Genomic DNA, 16,750 nt, shown 5'->3' on the forward strand with positions numbered 1-16,750 from the left:
CTACCACCATACAAAATATATTGGCGTTTCTCAAGCGTTGTTTCGTGATTCATTCGGCGGATAGAATCCTTGACTATCCGCCTGTGTGCGGTAAGACTGGATCGAAGTACAGAATATATTGAGTGGGCGTCGGGTGATGCGACGACCATGAAAGGGCCCCATGGACAGCAGCACTGACAACAACACCGACAGCAGCACCGACAGCCGGCGGCCCGCCCCCTCCCGGGTGGTTGAGGGCTGGGCCGGCCGACTCTTTGAGGACTTTGCGGTGGGAGACATCTACTATCATCCCTTCGGGAAGACGGTGACCCAGGCCGACAACCAGTCCTTCACCCTCATGACGCAAAACGTGTCCAAGACGCACGTCGACGCGAACTTCGGGGCGAAGACCGAGTTCGGGCGCCCATTGGTCAATTCCACGCTCACCCTCGCCCTGGTCACCGGGCAGTCGACCATTGACCTGTCGATGAACGTCTTCGCCAACATGGGCTGGGACGAGGTACGCATGCCCAATCCGGTGTATGAGGGGGACACGATCTACTCCCGGTCCAAGGTCCTCGCCCTGCGCGGCTCCAAGTCCCGCCCCACCCTGGGACTCGTCACGGTGGCCACCGAGGGGTACAACCAGGATTCCACGATCGTCATCAGCTACCGCCGCACCTTCATGGTGTACCGGGTGGGGCACCTACCCGGCGTCGAGGACTCCCGGCCGGACGAATCCTCGCTCCCGGATACGGAGCATCAGGCATGAGCATCGGGGCCATCACACCGCAACACCGTGCGGTCACGCCAGAGGTCGAGACCGCCGTGGCGGTGCTCTTCGTGCCCGGTGACCGGCCCGAGCGTTTCGCGAAGGCCTGCGCCGCAGGCGCCGACGCCGTGATCATCGATCTGGAGGATGCGGTCGATTCGGCCCGCAAGCAGGACGCACTGAAGAACGCGCTGGCTGCGCTCGCCCCCACGGAGCACGGCTCGATTCGTGCCCTGGTGCGCGTGAACACGCCCGGCTCCGCCTGGTTCGGCCCCGAGCTTGAGGCTCTGGCGGCCCTGGCCGACACGCCGGGCAACGGGCTGCTCGGTGTTGTCGTCCCCAAGGCCGAGGACCCCGCCGTGATCGCCGAGGTACGCCGGGCGCTCCCCGTGCATGCCGCGCTGATCCCGTTGGTGGAGAGTGCACTGGGCGCGGTCAACGCCCTGGACATCGCCCGGGTGCCCGGGGTGGCGCGGCTGGCCTTCGGTGCCGTCGACTACACGCTGGACATCGACACCGGGGAGGACCCCGCGGCCCTGGTTCAGGTTCGCTCCACGCTGGTGATGGTTTCGAGGGCCGCGGGCATTGCGCCACCACTGGATTCGCCCTCGACCGCGATCCGGGATCTGCCGCGCATCGACGCCGACGCCGCGCTCGGCCGGAGCGTGGGCTTCGGCGGCAAGTTGTGCATCCACCCGGTCCAGGTCGAGCGCGTCCGTGCCGCCTACGCACCCACCGGAGCCCAGGTCGCCTGGGCCGCGACGGTGCTCGGTGTCTCCGACAGCGGTGCCGCCCAGGTGGAGGGTGAAATGATCGATCGACCCGTCCTGGAACGCGCCCGACGCATCCTGGCCCGGGCGGGAAAGGAACCCGCATGAGCACGCTACCCCTGGAGGGTCTCACCGTCGTCTCGCTGGAACAAGCCGTCGCGGCACCCTTCGCGACCCGGCAGCTGGCGGATCTGGGGGCCCGCGTCATCAAGATCGAACGCGACACCGGCGACTTCGCCCGCGGCTACGACGAGAGCGTGCACGGCATGGCCAGCTACTTCGTCTGGCTCAATCGCGGCAAGGAATCCGTGGTCCTGGACCTGAAGTCCGAGGCCGGGCTTGACGCCCTCAAGCGTCTGGTCGCCCGGGCGGACATCCTGGTGCAGAACCTCGCGCCCGGCGCCGTCGAACGCCTGGGCCTGGGCCCGGACGAGGCGCTGGCGCTGAACCCGCGGTTGATCCACGTCTCCATCTCCGGGTACGGGCGGGGCGGAAGCCACGAGCAGAAAAAGGCCTACGACCTGTTGGTCCAGTGCGAGGCCGGACTGCTCAGCGTCACCGGCACCCCGGCCGAACCGGCCAAGGTGGGCATCTCCATCGCCGACATCTGCGCCGGCATGTACGCCTATTCCGGGATCCTCACGGCGCTGTACCAGCGACGCGAGACCGGGCGCGGGGACGTGTTGGAGATCTCCATGCTCGAGGCGCTGGCCGAATGGATGGGACAGCCCTACTTCTACGCCCAGTACGGCGGACGCCAACAGCCGCGCACCGGGGCCCAGCATGCCACGATCGCGCCGTACGGGCCGTTCGCCGCATCTGACGGCACGGTGTTCTTCAGCATCCAGAACGAGCGCGAATGGGCGAACTTCTGCGCGACCGTGCTCGGCCGGCCCGAACTCGGCGCGGACCCGCGGTTCGCCTCCAACACGTTGCGGGTGAAGAATCGCGAGCAGCTGCACGCGCGGATCGACGCCGTGCTCGGCGCCACTCCCACCGCGGAGGTGCTGGCGCGCCTGGACGCCGCGGGCATCGCCAACGCCCAGATGCGCAGCATGAGGGAATTGTCGGAGCATCCGCAGCTGGCTGCGCGGGATCGCTGGCGGGACGTCGACTCCCCGGTGGGGCCGTTGCGAACCCTGCTGCCGCCGGTGACCTCGCGTGCGTCGAGCGTGCGCCTGGGCCCGGTGCCCGCCTTGGGTGAACACACCGCGGCGGTGCTGGCCGAGCTGGCCGCCGGAACCACCGCAGCCATTCGCTAAGCTGGGCTCAAGCAGAGAAGGAGCACCGAGCCAACCATGGTCCAGACACACCAGGTCAAACATCGTCCGCAGCTTGGCGACGAGGCCGCGACCTATGTGCGTGCGCTCGTCATGTCCGGCGAATTGCGCCCGGGAACCCAGGTCCGGGCGGAGAGCATCGCCGAGGTCCTGGGGATCTCCACGACACCCGCCCGTGAGGGGTTGCAATCCCTGCGCGTGGAGGGCTTCCTGGAGCTGGTGCCCCGACGCGGTTTCCAGGTGGCCCCGCTCACCGGGCAGGACATCCGTGACCTGTTCCGGGCCCAGGCGCTCTTGGGCGGGGAATTGGCCTACCGGGCCGCGGCCAAGGCCGGCGCCGCGGATCTGGTCGAGCTCGAGGCGTTGCACCACGAGCTGATTGCCGCCTCGGCACGCCGCGACACCGGGCTGCTCGAGGAGAAGAACCACGCGTTCCACCGGTTGATCAACCGGCTGGCCGACTCGCGCAAACTCATCCTGGTGCACGGGCTGACCACCCGGTATGTGCCGCGGATGTTCTACGCGAGCATTCCGGGCTGGCAGGAGGCGACCGTGGAGGATCACACCGAAATCCTCGCCGCGCTCAAGGCCGGTGACGCCGCGGCGGCCCGCCGGGCCATGGAGGAACACCTGACCCGTGCCGGGGAACTCCTGGCCGAGCATTTCGACGCCCGCGGAGCCGAGGGGATGCGGCGCACCTCGGCCTAGACTGGGCGGGTGGATTCCCTGAAGCAGATCGTCGGCGGCGCAGTCCTCGACTCCCTCGACCGTCCCACCAGGCTCCTGGCCTGCCGGCGTTCGGCGCCCCCGGCGCTCGCCGGATTGTGGGAGTTCCCCGGCGGCAAGGTCGAACCCGGTGAAGGCGCCGAGGCGGCATTGCACCGGGAATTGCGTGAAGAGCTGGGCGTCCGCGTCCGGCTCGGTGCAGAGGTGACGGGTCCGACGACGGACGGCTGGCCGCTGAATGAGAGCGCCGCCATGCGCGTGTGGCTGGCCGAGGTGACGGACGGGGTCCCGGAACCGCTCGAGGACCACGACGAATTGCGCTGGGTGCCGGCCGGCCGGGACGCGTTACTGGCCCTCGCCTGGATCCCGGCCGACCTCCCGATCGTCGAGGCGCTCCTGGCTGCCCTGTCGCATTCGGGCGTCGCTGTGCCAGACTGAAACCCACGCAACGAGCGAGGAGGAGCATGCCATGACATCGCCAGGGTCCGAAGTGAACGACAACGTCCACGAGGATGCGCCGCAGTCCGGTGCCGACGACGACACCAGGAAGAAGTTCCTCGAAGCGTTGGAGAACAAGAAGAATCAACAGCATGGCACCGCCGGGGCCGTGAACGGCGCCAAGATCAGCCACTCCCACGGGTCCGCCAGCCACAAGCGCGAATTCCGGCGCAAGAGCGGGTAATCGCCGCTGGCCGGAACGGTCAGAACAGCGTCGGTTCCAGCATTTCCTGCGCCGGCTGCCGCACCCCACCCGGCAGGTTGCCTGCCGGGTGGGGTCCTTCCGCACGCCGTGCGCCGTGCGCGAACCCGTCGCCGCCGCCGAAGCCGTGCCGGCGCTTGGCGGCGGCCACGCGGGCGGCCAGCCACTGGCGGTAGTCCTTCGGGGCGTACGCGCCGGTGCCGTACAGGCGGCGGTAACGGCCCACAAGCTCGGGATGCTCGCGCGCCAGCCACGCCATGAACCATTCGCGCGTACCCGGACGCAGGTACAGGGCGCCCGCGCTGACCCCCGTGGCCCCGGCCGCGGCCAGGGCCCCGAACAGGGTGTCCAGCTGCTCCTCGGAGTCGGTCAGCCACGGCAGGATCGGCATGGCCATGACGCCGCACGGCAGCCCGGCCGTGCGCAGCTTGGCGATGAGCGCCAGGCGTGCCCGCGGTGCCGGCGTGCCCGGCTCCAGCACGTGGGCCAGGTCCTCGTCGAGCAGGGCCAGGGAGATGCCCAGGCCCACCGGCACGGATTGGGCCGCCCGCGCCAGCAGCGGCAGGTCCCGGGACAGCAGGGTGCCCTTGGTGAGGATGGAAAACGGCGTGCCCGACTCGGCCAACGCGGTGATGATGCCCGGCATCAGCCGGTACCGTCCCTCCGCGCGCTGGTACGGGTCCGTGTTGGTGCCCAGGGCCACCTGCTGGCGCCGCCATGACGGCCGGGCGAGTTCCTTGCGCAGGACCTGGGCCACGTTGGTCTTCACCACGACCTGTGTGTCGAAGTCGGCGCCAGGGTCGAAGTCCAGATAGGTGTGCGACTTCCGGGCGAAGCAGTACACGCAGGCATGGGAGCAGCCGCGATACGGGTTGATGGTCCATTCAAACGGCATCGTCGACGACGGCGGCACCTTGTTCAGGACACTCTTGGCCGCGACCTCGTGGAACGTGATCCCGGCGAACTCGGGCGTCCGGACGGATTTCACCAGGCCCGCCAATGGCAGCAGGGGAACGGCGTCCGTGCCGGCCCCGACATCCAGCTGTTGTGAATCCCACCGCATGCTCCTTATGGGAACATATTTTCTACCGATGATCAATGGCTTCGTAGCTTGACTGCCGATCGGTAGCCGATTTGTGGCCCATGCCACATTTTGTCCGTGGCGCGGGTTAGGCTATGGGCAGTCCCCGCCGCACGCAGTCCCGCATAGGAGCAGCCATGACCAACCTCGCCACGATCCTTTCGAACACCGCGGCAACGCACCCGGACGCGGTGGCCATCAAGTTCGACGACGTCGAGATCGCGTACGGTGCGCTCGACTCCCTCAGCGCGCAGGTGGCGGGGCTGCTCGCGGTCCGCGGGATCAAGCCGGGGGACAGGGTCGCCATCATGTCGCCCAACCTGCCGCACATGCCGGCCATCTACTACGGCATCCTGCGCTACGGTGCGATCGTGGTGCCGCTGAACCCGCTCCTGAAGGCGCGCGAGGTGGCCTACCACCTCCACGACGCCGGCGCCGTGTTGGTGTTCGCCTGGGAGGGCGTGGCCGGTGAGGCGGCGACGGGCGCGCAGGAGGCGGGTGCCGCCGTCGTCCTCATCGACCGGGAGTTGGCGGGGACGCTGGCCCAGACCGAGCCGGTCCGGGAAATCGCCGCCTGCCACGGCAATGACACGGCCGTCATCCTTTACACCTCGGGCACCACCGGCCGGCCCAAGGGTGCGGAGCTGACGCACGACAACCTGCGCAGCAATGCCAGGTTGTCCGCCGGGCTCTTCGGGATCGAGCCCGGCGACGTGCTGTTCGGCGGGCTGCCGTTCTTCCACGTGTTCGGCCAGACCTGTGCGCTCAACGCCGCCGTCATGATCGGGGCCACCGTGACGCTGCTGCCCCGGTTCGATCCGGTCCGGGCCCTGGAGATCATGGCACGCGACAAGGTGACGCTGTTTGCCGGCGTGCCCACCATGTACATCGCACTGCTGCGCGCGCCGGGGCGGGACGCGTATGACACCTCCAGCCTGCGCCTGGCCGCGTCCGGCGGCTCGGCGCTGCCACTGGAGATCCTGCATGAATTCGAGCGCGAGTTCGACGCGACGATGCTCGAGGGCTACGGGCTGTCCGAAACGTCGCCGGTGCTCACGTTCAACCAGCTCGACGGCATCCGCAAACCCGGATCCATCGGCACCGTCGTCAAGGGCGCCCAGCTGCGCATCCTGGACGAGGACGGCAACGACGTACCCGACGGCGAGATCGGCGAGATCGCGGCCGCCGGACCGTACGTGATGAAGGGGTACTGGCACAACCCGGAGGCGACCGCCGCTGCCATCCCGGACGGCTGGTTCCGCACCGGCGACCTGGCCCGGCGGGACGCGGACGGTGTCTACTTCATCGTGGACCGCAAGAAGGACATGATCTTGCGCAGCGGCTACAACGTGTACCCGCGCGAGATCGAGGAGGTGTTGTACGAGCACCCGGCCGTCGCCGAGGCCGCCGTCGTGGGCCGGGTGGATGAACTGCACGGCGAGGAGATCGTGGCCGTCGTGACCCTCAAGGCTGACGCCGGCGCCGATCACGACGCCGTGTCCGCGGCGATCCGGGAATTCGTCAAGGAACGGGTCGCCGCGTACAAGTTCCCGCGCCGGGTCGTGATCGTCGACGCGCTGCCCAAGGGGCCGACCGGAAAGATCCTCAAGCGGGAGATCAACGTCTAGTCCCCAGCGGCTCCCGCTGCTGTGGGCCCACCGCGCCCGGAGGGTGGTCAGTGCGCCGTGAATGACGGTTCGGCGAGCCCGGCCACGCGCACGGATCCGCCCCGCAATACGACCTCGGCAAACTGGTGGAGAATGGCGCCGGTGGGGGCGTGGACCACCATGTCCCGGCGCAACGGCATCTGCAGGAGCGGGCCGCCGTCGGATTGTTCCTGCCAGCGCGGAACGCCCGGGGCGGTCAGGGCCGCCAGCGGGAGCGGATGCAGCGACGCCACCTCGGCCGGCTGCCGCCGTGGCCGCTGTTCGGTGTCCAGCAGCACGACGACGGGCGTGATCACGATGCCGCGGCTGGCCGGGAAGTCGTCCAGCAGGCCCAGCACATTGCTGCCGGCGGCCGTGAGGCCGGTTTCCTCGGCCAGTTCGCGCAGGGCCGTGCCGACAATGGTTTCGCCCGCATCCATTCGTCCGCCGGGCAGGGCCCACTGGCCCGGATTGGATCCACGCGACACCCGTTTGATCATCAGGAAGTGCGCGGATCCGCGTCGCGGGTATACGGCGATGGCGACGGCGGCGCGGCGCAGCTGCGGGTCTGCATAGTCTTCGCAGTGCCGTGTCCAGCGGGCCAGCCGGGCGCGCCAGGGCTCCGCGAGCCGGGCCATCTCCCGGCCCGCGCCGGGAACGTCGGCGGGTGTCACGTCTCTCGGTGTCATGTCCTTCGATCCCCGTCAAACGACGCTGGGCGTCATGGTCAGTTCCTTCTCCACGATGGACACCAGCAGGCTGCGCATGGTGTCCACCGTCATGTCCGGGGCCCCGGTGAGGATCTTGATGGCGGCGCCGTCGGTTGCCGAGGTGAGCAGCCGGGCGAACGCCGCGACGTCAACGTCGCGGTAGATGCCCTGGCGCTGGCCGCGGCGCACGATGCTGGTCACCGCGTCCATCCAGCGCGTGTAAAAGTCATTGTGGATGGGGCGCAGCGCCGGGTTGAGGACGGTTTCGGACCAGAACTGCAGCCAGATGGACCACTCGTTGCGGACCTGGACGCCAACGGGGAGCTGCAATTCGATCAGCGCCAGCAGGCGTTTGTGGGCGTTGTCGATCTGGCGCAGCACGGCCCCTTGCCGTTCGAAGGCCTGGTCCACGCAATAGCGCAGCGCCTCCTGGAGAACGTCGTCCTTGCCGGGGAAGTAGTAGTGGATGGTGCCGGTGCTGGTTCCGCAGATCCTGGCCACATCCTGGACGCGCACGTGATGGTAGCCGCGCTCGGCGATGAGTTGCCACGCGGCCTCGAGGATCGCGTTCCGGCGGGCGGCCGACCCGCGCAGTCCTGCTGTCTCGCTCATCCGACATTCCTTCCCCCGAGTACACCCGGTGTGTACCGATGACTCTAGCGTACGCCACAAACTGACGTGCGAGTCAAAAGTAGAGGAAGCATTTTCACCACTTTGCCAACCGCCCGGCCGGTTCCCTCGATTTGTTACGCGCCGGAAAATGCCTGAATTCTAGGGCTTTCACGACGACTCAACGCGAACACTTGACAGAAGTGGGCTGAGACACAATGCTGAGTCAATGATCGACGCGTCAGTCAGCCGCGTTGTGGACTACCTACCTTCCTTCACCGCCGCAGGAGGCGCCGCAGATGAGCGTTGAACGACGAAGCAAAAGTTTCCGACTGGTAACCGCCTTGGCCCTGGGCGCATCGCTGCTGGGCATGGCCGCATGTTCCTCCGGGGTGCCCTCCGGCCAGGGTGGGGCCGCAGTGTCCGAGCCGCAGCACGGAGGCGACCTCCGCGTGGGCATCGTCGGCGGCTCGGCCAAGGACACCCTCGACGCGCATTCGCCCGTCACCCACCCGGACGAGGCACGCGCCATCCAGCTGTACGACACGCTGGCCAGCTATGACGACAACCACAAGGTCCAGATGTCCCTGGCCGACAAGATCACCCCGTCCGACGGTGGCAGGGTCTGGACGGTCCATCTGCGCGACGGCCTGAAGTTCAGTGACGGCAAGCCGATCACGGGTGCCGACGTCGTGTTCACGTTCCTGCGCATCACCGATCCCAAGGCGCCCACCGGCGGTGCCGCCTCGCTGGCCACGCTCAAGCGCGATGCCTTGAAGGCGACGGACGCGCACACCGTCGTCTTCACGTTCTCCTCCCCCTTCGCGACCTTCCCCGATATCGCGGCCCAGTACGCCACCGGCATCGTGCCGGTCGGCTACGACCCCAAGAAGCCGGTCAGCTCCGGTCCGTTCATGGTGCAGAGCTTCACGCCCGGCCAGCAGAGCGTGTTCGTGAAGAACCCGAACTACTGGCGCGCCGGCCAGCCGTACCTCGACAAGGTCACCATCATCGACTTCCCCGATGACACGGCCCGCGTCAACGCGCTCCTGGGCGGCCAGGTGGATGCCATCGACCAGCTGCCGCTGGGGCAGATCAACGTGGTCAAGGCCAACCCGACCATGAAGGTGCTCGAATCGGCCACGGGCTCGTGGCTGCCGTTCACCATGCGCGTGGACCAGCCGCCGTTCGACGATCCGAAGGTCCGCCAGGCGTTCCGCCTGATCGTCGACCGCAAGCAGATGGTCGACCAGGTGCTGGGCGGCCACGGCACCATCGGCAACGACATGTACGCGCCACTGGACGCGTGCTACCCGACCAGCGTTCCGCAGCGCACGCAGGACATCGCCAAGGCCAAGGAATTGCTGGCCGAGGCCGGCAAGAGCAATCTGACCGTCGACCTGGTGACCTCGCCGGCCGCGGCCGGTCTGGTGGAGGCGGCCCAGGTGTTCGCCCAGCAGGCCAAGGCCGCCGGTGTCACGGTCAACCTCAAGAAGGTCGATCCGGGCGAGTTCTACGGGGACCAGTACCTGAAGTGGACGTTCTCGCAAGACTTCTGGTTCACCCGGGACTACCTGCCGCAGGCGTCGAACTCCGGTCTCAGCAACTCGCCGTACAACGAGACACACTGGAATGACAAGGAGTGGACCGACCTGGTCACCAAGGCGCAGGCCACCACCGACCAGACCGCGCGCTGTGAGCTGATCAAGAAGGCCGAGCAGATTGAATTCGATCGCGGCGGCTACATCATCTGGGGTTTCCCGAACAGCGTTGACGCGTACAGCGCCTCGGTGCACGGGCTGACCCCGGACAAGAGCGGCATCCCGCTGACCTCCTTCGGGTTCCGCAATGTGTGGCTGGGCAAGTGATGAAGGTCCAACGCGGCGGGATGAGCCGGCTGTTCCTGCGGCGCTCGCTCTTCGGGCTGTTCACCCTCTGGGTGGTGTCGCTCGTGGTCTTCCTGGCCACGCAGGCCCTGCCCGGCGACGCGGCCCAGGCCATCCTGGGCCGCGAGGCCACCCCGGAGCGGCTCGCGGCCCTGCGCGCGCAGCTGCACCTCGGCGGTTCGTTGCCGGAGCAGTACCTGAACTGGCTGGGGCACCTGCTCTCGCTCAACCTCGGCACCTCGCTGGCCGGCGGCATGCCGGTCAGCGACGCGGTGGCACCCATGTTGCTGAACTCGACCGTGCTCATGGTCTGCGCGGCCGTCATCGCCATCCCGCTGGCCATCGGCATCGGAACGTGGAGCGCGCTGAAGAAGGACACCGTCATCGACAACGTGACCGGGATCGCCACGCTGGTGCTGGCCTCGCTGCCCGAGTTCGTGGTGGGCGTGCTGCTGGTGCTGCTGCTCTCCACCGGCTTGTTCCACCTGTTCCCGGCGGTCTTCGTCCAGATGCCCGGTGCGCAGGTATGGAACAACCCGGCCCAGCTTGTGCTGCCCGTGCTGACCCTGGTCGTCGCCGTCAGCCCCTACATCATCCGGATCATGCGGGCCACGATGCTGGAGGTCCTGGACAGCCAGTACGTCCAGCAGGCACGGCTGAAGGGGCTGCCCGAGCGCACCGTCATCCTGCGCCACGCCATCCCCAACGCCATCGGCCCGGTGGCGCAGGTCATCGCCCTGCAGCTGGCCTGGCTGATCGGCGGGGTGGTGCTCGTTGAATACCTCTTCCGCTTTCCCGGCGTCGGCTTCGAGCTGATCGACGCCGTCACCAACCGGGACATGCCGGTGGTACAGGCCCTGGCCATCATCATCGCCCTCTTCTACGTCGTGGTGAACCTGCTCGCCGACGTCGTCACCCTCGTCGCCAACCCGAAAGTTAGGACAGCGTCATGAGCAACGGCGTGGCCACCCCGGCCGTCCACCTGGCCACCGCACCACCGCGGACCAGGCACAAGCAAGGCCTGTTCCGGCGGGCACTGAAGTCCCGGCGGACCGTGATCGGGCTGGTGCTCAGCGGGCTGGTCCTTGGCGTGGCCTTCCTGGGCCCGCTGGTGACCCCGCATTCGCCCACCGTCTTCGTCGCCGCGCCCTTCTCACCCGCCGGCATCGGCGGCCCGTTTGGCACCGACAACCTCGGCCGGGACGTGCTCTCCCGCTTCCTGGCCGGCGGGCAGACCCTGATGATCCTCGCCCTGCTGGGCACGGTCATCGGCGTCGGCCTGGGCGCCGTGGTGGGCGTGGTCGCCGCCTACCGGCGCGGCTGGCTGGACGAGGTGCTGATGCGCACCGGTGACGTGGCCCTGGCCTTCCCGCAGATTGTGCTGGCGCTGCTGTTCCTCTCGATCATCGGCCCGCAGCTGTGGCTGCTGGTGCTGATGGTCGGCGTCGGGCACATGCCCCGTGTGGCCCGCGTCGTCCGCGGCGCGGCCATGTCCGTCGTCGAGCGTGACTTCGTCAAGGCGGCCGAATCGGTCGGCATCCCCCGCTGGAAGATCGTGATAGGCGAAATCGTCCCCAACATCAGCTCCACCCTGGCCGTCGAGTTCGGCCTCCGCCTGACCTACTCGATCGGCCTGGTGGCCGGATTGAGCTTCCTGGGCCTGGGCATGCAGCCGCCCGCGGCCGACTGGGGCCTGATGATCAACGAAAACCGGATCGCCCTGACGGTGTCCCCGTGGTCGGTGGTGCTGCCCGTGCTCGCCATCGCGGTGCTGACGGTCGGCACCAACCTGGTCACGGACGGCCTGGCCAAGGCGGCCATCGGCAGCGACGAAGGAGTCACGGCATGAGCAGCCCCACTCCCACCCTCGTGGTGGACAACCTGAAGATCGTCGGCGTCCCGTCGATGGCGGCCATCGTCGAGGAGCTCTCGCTGGAGGTGCGCCCGGGCGAAATCCTGGGCGTGGTGGGCGAATCCGGCTCCGGCAAGACCACGCTGGGCCTGGCCCTGTTGAACTATTGCAAGGACGGCACCAGGATGGGCGGCGGCAGCGTCAGCGTTGCCGGGCAGGAGCTGGCCGGGCTGAACTGGCGCCAGGTGCGCCGGCTGCGCGGCCAGACGGTGGCCTACATCCCGCAGTCACCCGCGTCGGCGCTGAACCCGGCCCTGCGCATCGGCACCCAGCTCGGCGAGTGCCTGGCCGGTGAACCGGCCACGGTGCTGGCGCGGGTCCGCGAGGTCCTGCGCGAGGTGGCGCTGGACGACGACGATGCGTTCCTGGCGCGGTATCCGCACCAGCTCTCCGGTGGACAGCAGCAGCGGGTGGCCATTGCGATGGCCTTCACCGCCCGGCCGGCCCTGATCGTCATGGATGAGCCGACCACCGGCCTGGACGTGAGCACCCAGGAGCATGTGCTGGCCACCGTCCGCCAGATGTGCCAGAACTACGACTGCGCCGCCGTCTACATCAGCCACGACATGGCCGTGGTGGCCGAGCTGGCGGACCGTATCGCGGTGATGTACTCGGGCCGGATCGTGGAGATCGGGGCCACCGCCGAGGTGCTGGCCAACTCCCGCCACCCGTACACCGGCCGGCTGTTGCTGGCCGTGCCGGACCTGGACGCCAAGCGCCCGATGATCGGCATTCCGGGGCATGCGCCCTCGCCCCTGGCCCGGCCGCGGGGCTGCGCCTTCGCCCCGCGCTGCCCGCTGGCCGATGAGGGTTGCACGACGACGGCGCCGGAGGCCACCGAGGTGGGACCGCGCCACACCGTGCGCTGCTTCAAGGCCGATGTGCCGCTGCCCGCGGTCCCGGCCCGGAAGGCTCCGGCCCGCGTGGCCCGGGACGCCGCCGAGCGGCCCGTGGTGCAGATCAGCGGCCTGAAGGCCGGCTACAGCAGCTTCACCGTGCTGGAGGACATCAACCTGGACGTCTACGCCGGCGACTGCGTGGCGTTGCTGGGCGAATCCGGCTCGGGCAAGACCACGCTGAGCCGCTGCATTGCGGGCCTGCACCACAATTTCTCCGGCGGGCTGACCCTGGACGGCGAGCAGCTGGCGGCGAACAGCTTCAAGCGCACCAAGGAGCAGCGTCGCCGGGTGCAGTACATCTTCCAGAACCCGTACGAATCCCTCAACCCGCGCCGGACCGTGGAGGACCTGATCCTGCAGCCGGTCACGGCGGTGCGCGGCAAGGTCCGCAACGGCCGGGACATCGTGGCGACGGCGCTCGAGCGGGCCTCGCTGCGGCCCGACCACGCCACCCGCTACCCCGACCAGCTCAGCGGCGGCGAACGCCAGCGCGTGGCCATCGCCCGGGCCCTGGCCACCGAGCCGGAGGTGCTGATCTGCGACGAGATCACCTCCGCCCTGGACGTGTCGGTGCAGTCCTCGCTGGTGGACCTGCTGCGCACGCTGCAGGCCGAGATGGGGCTGACCCTGCTGTTCATCACCCACAACATTGCCCTGGTGCGCAACATCGCCTCGCAGGTGGCCGTGCTGGAGCGCGGCCGGATCGTCGAATTCGGAGAGGTGGAGGGCGTGTTCGCCAACCCCCGGCATGACTACACCCGCTCGCTGATGGCGGCCACGCCCAACTTCCAACTGGCCGGGGGCCTGCACGAGGTCGGTGCCACGGGCACGGATGGTCCGCAGGGCGACGGTCCGCAGGGCACCGGCGGGCTGCTGCCGCTGAGGTCGCTGTGAGCGCGGCGCCAAGCTTCCACCCGGCGGCGCTGGCCGGCAAGGTCGTGCTGGTCACCGGCGGCGGAACCGGGATCGGCCGGGCCACCGCCCAGGCGATGGCCGCCTGCGGCGCACGGCTGGTGCTCGCCGGGCGGCGTGAGGTGCTGCTCCAGGAGACGGCGGAGCTGGTCCGCGCCGCGGGCAGCGAGGCCGTGGTGGTGGCCGGCGACATCCGCGAACCCGAGGCCGCCGTCGAGCTGGTGGATGCGGCCCTGGCCGCGTTCGGCCGCATCGACGTGCTGGTCAACAACGCCGGCGGCCAATTCCAGGCCCCGGCCGAGGACATCACGCTCAACGGCTGGCGGGCCGTGCACCGGCTCTCGGTGGACTCCGTCTGGAACCTCACCCGCGAGGTCGCCGTCCGCGCCATGATCCCGCAGCGTTCGGGCCTGGTCGTGTTCATGGCCTTCTCACCGCGGCGGGGGATCCCCGGCATGGTGCACGCCACCGCCGCCCGGGCCGCCGTCGAGAACCTGGCCTCCGGGCTGGCGCTGGAATGGAGCCGCTACGGCATCCGCTCCGTGGCCGTGGCCCCGGGCAGCATCGTCAGCGAGGGGCTGGAGCAATACTCCGTCGAGGCCCGCGCCGAATGGGAACAGGGCGTCCCCCTGGGCCGGCTCGGCCAGCCCGGGGACGTCGCCGACGTCATCACCTTCCTGGCCACCGACGCCGCCCGCTACATCACAGGAACCACCATCACGATCGACGGCGGTGCCGACGCCTGGGGCTCAGGCCGGCCCGTCCCCGCAAAGGAGCTCTCATGACCATCACCACCGACCCCGCCACGATGGCCGGCACCGAGGCCGGGGCCCTGGCCGCGCTCTTCTCGCCCAACGCCGTGGCGATCATCGGGGCCAGCGACGACACGCGCAAATACGGCAACTGGCTGGCGGTCCAGGCGCTCAAGGGGGACATCCCGGTGCATCTGGTGAACCGCACGCGGCCCACCGTGCTGGGCCGCCCCACGGTGCCCAGCGTCACCGCCATCGGCAGCCCGGTGGAGCTGGCCGTCATCGCGGTGCCGGCCGCCGGCTTTGAGGCGGCCGTGGACGATGCGCTCGCCGGCGGCGCCCGGGCGATCGTGGGCATCAGCGCCGGCCTGGGCGAGGCCGGCGGGGAGGGCCTGGCGCTGCAGGAGCGGATCACGGCCAAGGTCCGCGCGGCCGGTGCCCGCCTGCTGGGACCCAACTGCCTGGGTGTGCTGGACCACAGCAGCGGGCTGACGCTGGCCTCGAACGAATTCCCGGTGGGCACCATCGGGGTCATCTCGCAGAGCGGGAACCTGGCCCTGGAACTGGCCACCCTGCTGGTGGACCACGGCCTGGGCGTGTCCCGCTTCGCCAGCCTGGGCAACCAGGCCGATCTGGACGCCGCCGATCTCATCGACGCCTATGTTGACCACGCGGGCACGGCCGCCATCGCGGTGTACTGCGAGGACTTCCGTGACGGCCGCCGCTTCGCCCGGGCCGCCCAGCGGGCCGCGGCGGCCGGCAAGCCGGTGGTGCTGCTGACGGTGGGCGCCACCGACGCCTCGGTGCGCAACGCCAAATCCCACACCGGCGCCATGGTCTCCTCCGGCATCGTGGTGGAGGCGGCGTGCCGGGCCGCCGGGATCGAGCAGGTCTCCTCGCCGGCCCAGATGGCCCATCTGCTCCAGGCGCTGGTCCGCAGCACCGTGCCGCGCGGTCCGCGCACCGCGGTGTTCGCCGACGGCGGCGGCCAGGCCTCCGTGGCCAGCGACAGCGCCGCGGCCCAGGGGCTCGACGTCGTCGAGTTCGGCCCGGCGCTGCAGGCGGCGGTGGCCGCCGAGCTGCCGCCCACCGCCGCGGTGAGCAACCCGGTGGATGTGGCCGGCGGCGGCGAGCAGGACATCATGTGCTTCCCGCGCGTGCTGGAGCACCTCAACGCCAGCAGCGACGTGGACGCCACGCTGATGAGCGGCTACTTTGGTGGCTACGGCAGCTACGGCCCCGAGCTGGCGGCGCGCGAGGTGGAGGCCGCCCGGGCGATGGCGGCGTCGACGGCGGCACACGGCGGCACCGTCATCGTGCAGACCATGAACTGGCAGTCCGCCGGCGCCGAGGCGCTGCGCGAGGGCGGGGTGCCGGTGTACCGCGGCATCGAGGAGGCCGCCTGGGCGCTGGGCCGGCTGGCCCGGCGGCAGGCCGAACCGCCCACGGGCGTGCCGGCGCTGCCCGAGCCCGCCGCCGCGGTGGAGGACACCGGGTACTACGCCTCGCGGCGGGTCCTGGCGGCGGCAGGGGTTCCCTTTGTGGGGGCAGCCGAGGTGGCCACCGAGGACGAGCTGCGCCAAGCCGCCGCCGGGCTGCGCTACCCGCTGGTCCTGAAAGCGCTGGGGGACGAGCACAAGTCGGACCGCGGCGGCGTCCTCCTCAACCTCGCCGACGAGGCGGCCCTGCTCGCCGCATGGCGCGACATGGGGCAGCGGCTGGCCCCGCCGTCGTGCTCCGTGGAGGAAATGGCCGACCTCTCCGGCGCCGTCGAACTGCTGGTGGGCGTCCGGCGCGACCCGCGCTTCGGCCCGCTGGTGCTGGTGGGCCTGGGCGGCGTCTTCGCCGAGATCCTCAAGGATGTGCGCTGCGCCCTGGGCCCCGTCACGGCGGCGCAGGCCCGGGACATGCTGCTCTCGCTGCGCGGGGCGGCCCTGCTCACGGGGGCCCGCGGCCGCGCGCCGGTGGACATCGAGGCCGCCGCGGCCATCGTCGCCCAGATCTCCGAGCTGGCCGCCGCGCACCCGGAAATTGCGGAAATCGAATGCAACCCGGTGGCGGCCACGCCCCGCGGCGCCCAGGCCCTGGACGCCCGCATCGTGCTCGGCTGACCGGC

General features: G+C 69.7%; 16 protein-coding genes. 13 read left to right on the forward strand and 3 right to left on the reverse strand.

Annotation, left to right across the window (positions count from 1 at the left end; all coding sequences use genetic code 11):
* Nucleotides 1-160 precede the first annotated feature (160 nt).
* The 6 genes from EJC77_RS08400 to EJC77_RS08425 are packed head-to-tail and all read left to right on the forward strand — an operon-like array spanning nt 161 to nt 4,209.
* Nucleotides 161-751, forward strand: a complete 591-nt coding sequence (locus EJC77_RS08400) for a MaoC family dehydratase (RefSeq protein WP_125611553.1) — start codon at nt 161-163, stop codon at nt 749-751.
* Entirely contained in the window at nt 748-1,629 is an 882-nt protein-coding gene (locus tag EJC77_RS08405; RefSeq protein WP_125611555.1) for an HpcH/HpaI aldolase/citrate lyase family protein, read from the forward strand. Before EJC77_RS08400 ends, EJC77_RS08405 begins: the two co-directional genes overlap by 4 nt.
* Entirely contained in the window at nt 1,626-2,783 is a 1,158-nt protein-coding gene (locus EJC77_RS08410) for a CaiB/BaiF CoA transferase family protein (protein ID WP_125611557.1), read from the forward strand. Before EJC77_RS08405 ends, EJC77_RS08410 begins: the two co-directional genes overlap by 4 nt.
* 36 nt (nt 2,784-2,819) lie before the next feature.
* Nucleotides 2,820-3,509 carry a GntR family transcriptional regulator gene (locus tag EJC77_RS08415; protein WP_125611559.1) on the forward strand — a complete coding sequence of 230 codons (690 nt, stop codon included), beginning with the start codon at nt 2,820-2,822 and terminating at the stop codon, nt 3,507-3,509.
* A 9-nt stretch (nt 3,510-3,518) separates the two neighbouring features.
* Nucleotides 3,519-3,965, forward strand: coding sequence for a (deoxy)nucleoside triphosphate pyrophosphohydrolase (locus EJC77_RS08420; protein WP_125611561.1), 447 nt, complete (start codon nt 3,519-3,521; stop codon nt 3,963-3,965).
* Nucleotides 3,966-3,996: 31 nt separating this feature from the next.
* Nucleotides 3,997-4,209, forward strand: a complete 213-nt coding sequence (locus tag EJC77_RS08425) for a DUF5302 domain-containing protein (protein WP_125611563.1) — start codon at nt 3,997-3,999, stop codon at nt 4,207-4,209.
* 19 nt (nt 4,210-4,228) lie between these two features.
* On the opposite strand, the gene EJC77_RS08430 is transcribed toward EJC77_RS08425, so the two are convergent.
* Complete coding sequence (locus EJC77_RS08430) at nt 4,229-5,290, reverse strand: Rv2578c family radical SAM protein (protein ID WP_125611565.1); 1,062 nt, start codon at nt 5,288-5,290, stop codon at nt 4,229-4,231.
* 155 nt (nt 5,291-5,445) lie between these two features.
* Here EJC77_RS08430 and EJC77_RS08435 point away from each other — a divergent pair, with 155 nt between their 5' ends.
* Nucleotides 5,446-6,936 (forward strand): long-chain-fatty-acid--CoA ligase, encoded by a 1,491-nt coding sequence (locus EJC77_RS08435; RefSeq protein WP_125611567.1) that lies wholly within the window; start codon nt 5,446-5,448, stop codon nt 6,934-6,936.
* A 47-nt stretch (nt 6,937-6,983) separates the two neighbouring features.
* On the opposite strand, the gene EJC77_RS08440 is transcribed toward EJC77_RS08435, so the two are convergent.
* Nucleotides 6,984-7,643, reverse strand: coding sequence for an NUDIX hydrolase (locus EJC77_RS08440; protein WP_125611569.1), 660 nt, complete (start codon nt 7,641-7,643; stop codon nt 6,984-6,986).
* Nucleotides 7,644-7,658: 15 nt separating this feature from the next.
* Nucleotides 7,659-8,276: a TetR/AcrR family transcriptional regulator gene (locus EJC77_RS08445; RefSeq protein WP_125611571.1), complete on the reverse strand. Its 618-nt coding sequence runs from the start codon at nt 8,274-8,276 to the stop codon at nt 7,659-7,661.
* 296 nt (nt 8,277-8,572) lie between these two features.
* Between EJC77_RS08445 and EJC77_RS08450 the strand changes: the two genes are divergently transcribed.
* From EJC77_RS08450 to EJC77_RS08475, 6 genes are read left to right on the forward strand one after another with little or no spacing between them, the layout of a single operon-like run.
* Nucleotides 8,573-10,141: an ABC transporter substrate-binding protein gene (locus EJC77_RS08450; protein WP_125611573.1), complete on the forward strand. Its 1,569-nt coding sequence runs from the start codon at nt 8,573-8,575 to the stop codon at nt 10,139-10,141.
* Nucleotides 10,141-11,112, forward strand: a complete 972-nt coding sequence (locus tag EJC77_RS08455) for an ABC transporter permease (protein ID WP_240629975.1) — start codon at nt 10,141-10,143, stop codon at nt 11,110-11,112. The genes EJC77_RS08450 and EJC77_RS08455 overlap by 1 nt, the downstream gene beginning before the upstream one ends.
* A complete protein-coding gene (locus EJC77_RS08460; RefSeq protein WP_125611575.1) occupies nt 11,109-12,008 on the forward strand; it encodes an ABC transporter permease in 900 nt (299 codons plus the stop codon). Before EJC77_RS08455 ends, EJC77_RS08460 begins: the two co-directional genes overlap by 4 nt.
* Nucleotides 12,005-13,864 carry an ABC transporter ATP-binding protein gene (locus EJC77_RS08465; protein ID WP_125611577.1) on the forward strand — a complete coding sequence of 620 codons (1,860 nt, stop codon included), beginning with the start codon at nt 12,005-12,007 and terminating at the stop codon, nt 13,862-13,864. Before EJC77_RS08460 ends, EJC77_RS08465 begins: the two co-directional genes overlap by 4 nt.
* The gene (locus EJC77_RS08470; protein ID WP_125611579.1) at nt 13,861-14,667 is read left to right on the forward strand and encodes an SDR family NAD(P)-dependent oxidoreductase; all 807 of its coding nucleotides are present in this window, start codon (nt 13,861-13,863) and stop codon (nt 14,665-14,667) included. Before EJC77_RS08465 ends, EJC77_RS08470 begins: the two co-directional genes overlap by 4 nt.
* Nucleotides 14,664-16,745, forward strand: a complete 2,082-nt coding sequence (locus tag EJC77_RS08475; RefSeq protein WP_205787005.1) for an acetate--CoA ligase family protein — start codon at nt 14,664-14,666, stop codon at nt 16,743-16,745. Before EJC77_RS08470 ends, EJC77_RS08475 begins: the two co-directional genes overlap by 4 nt.
* Nucleotides 16,746-16,750: the final 5 nt, after the last annotated feature.

Origin of the sequence: Specibacter cremeus, from assembly GCF_003946885.1 — a bacterium.
Lineage (GTDB): Bacteria > Actinomycetota > Actinomycetes > Actinomycetales > Micrococcaceae > Specibacter > Specibacter cremeus.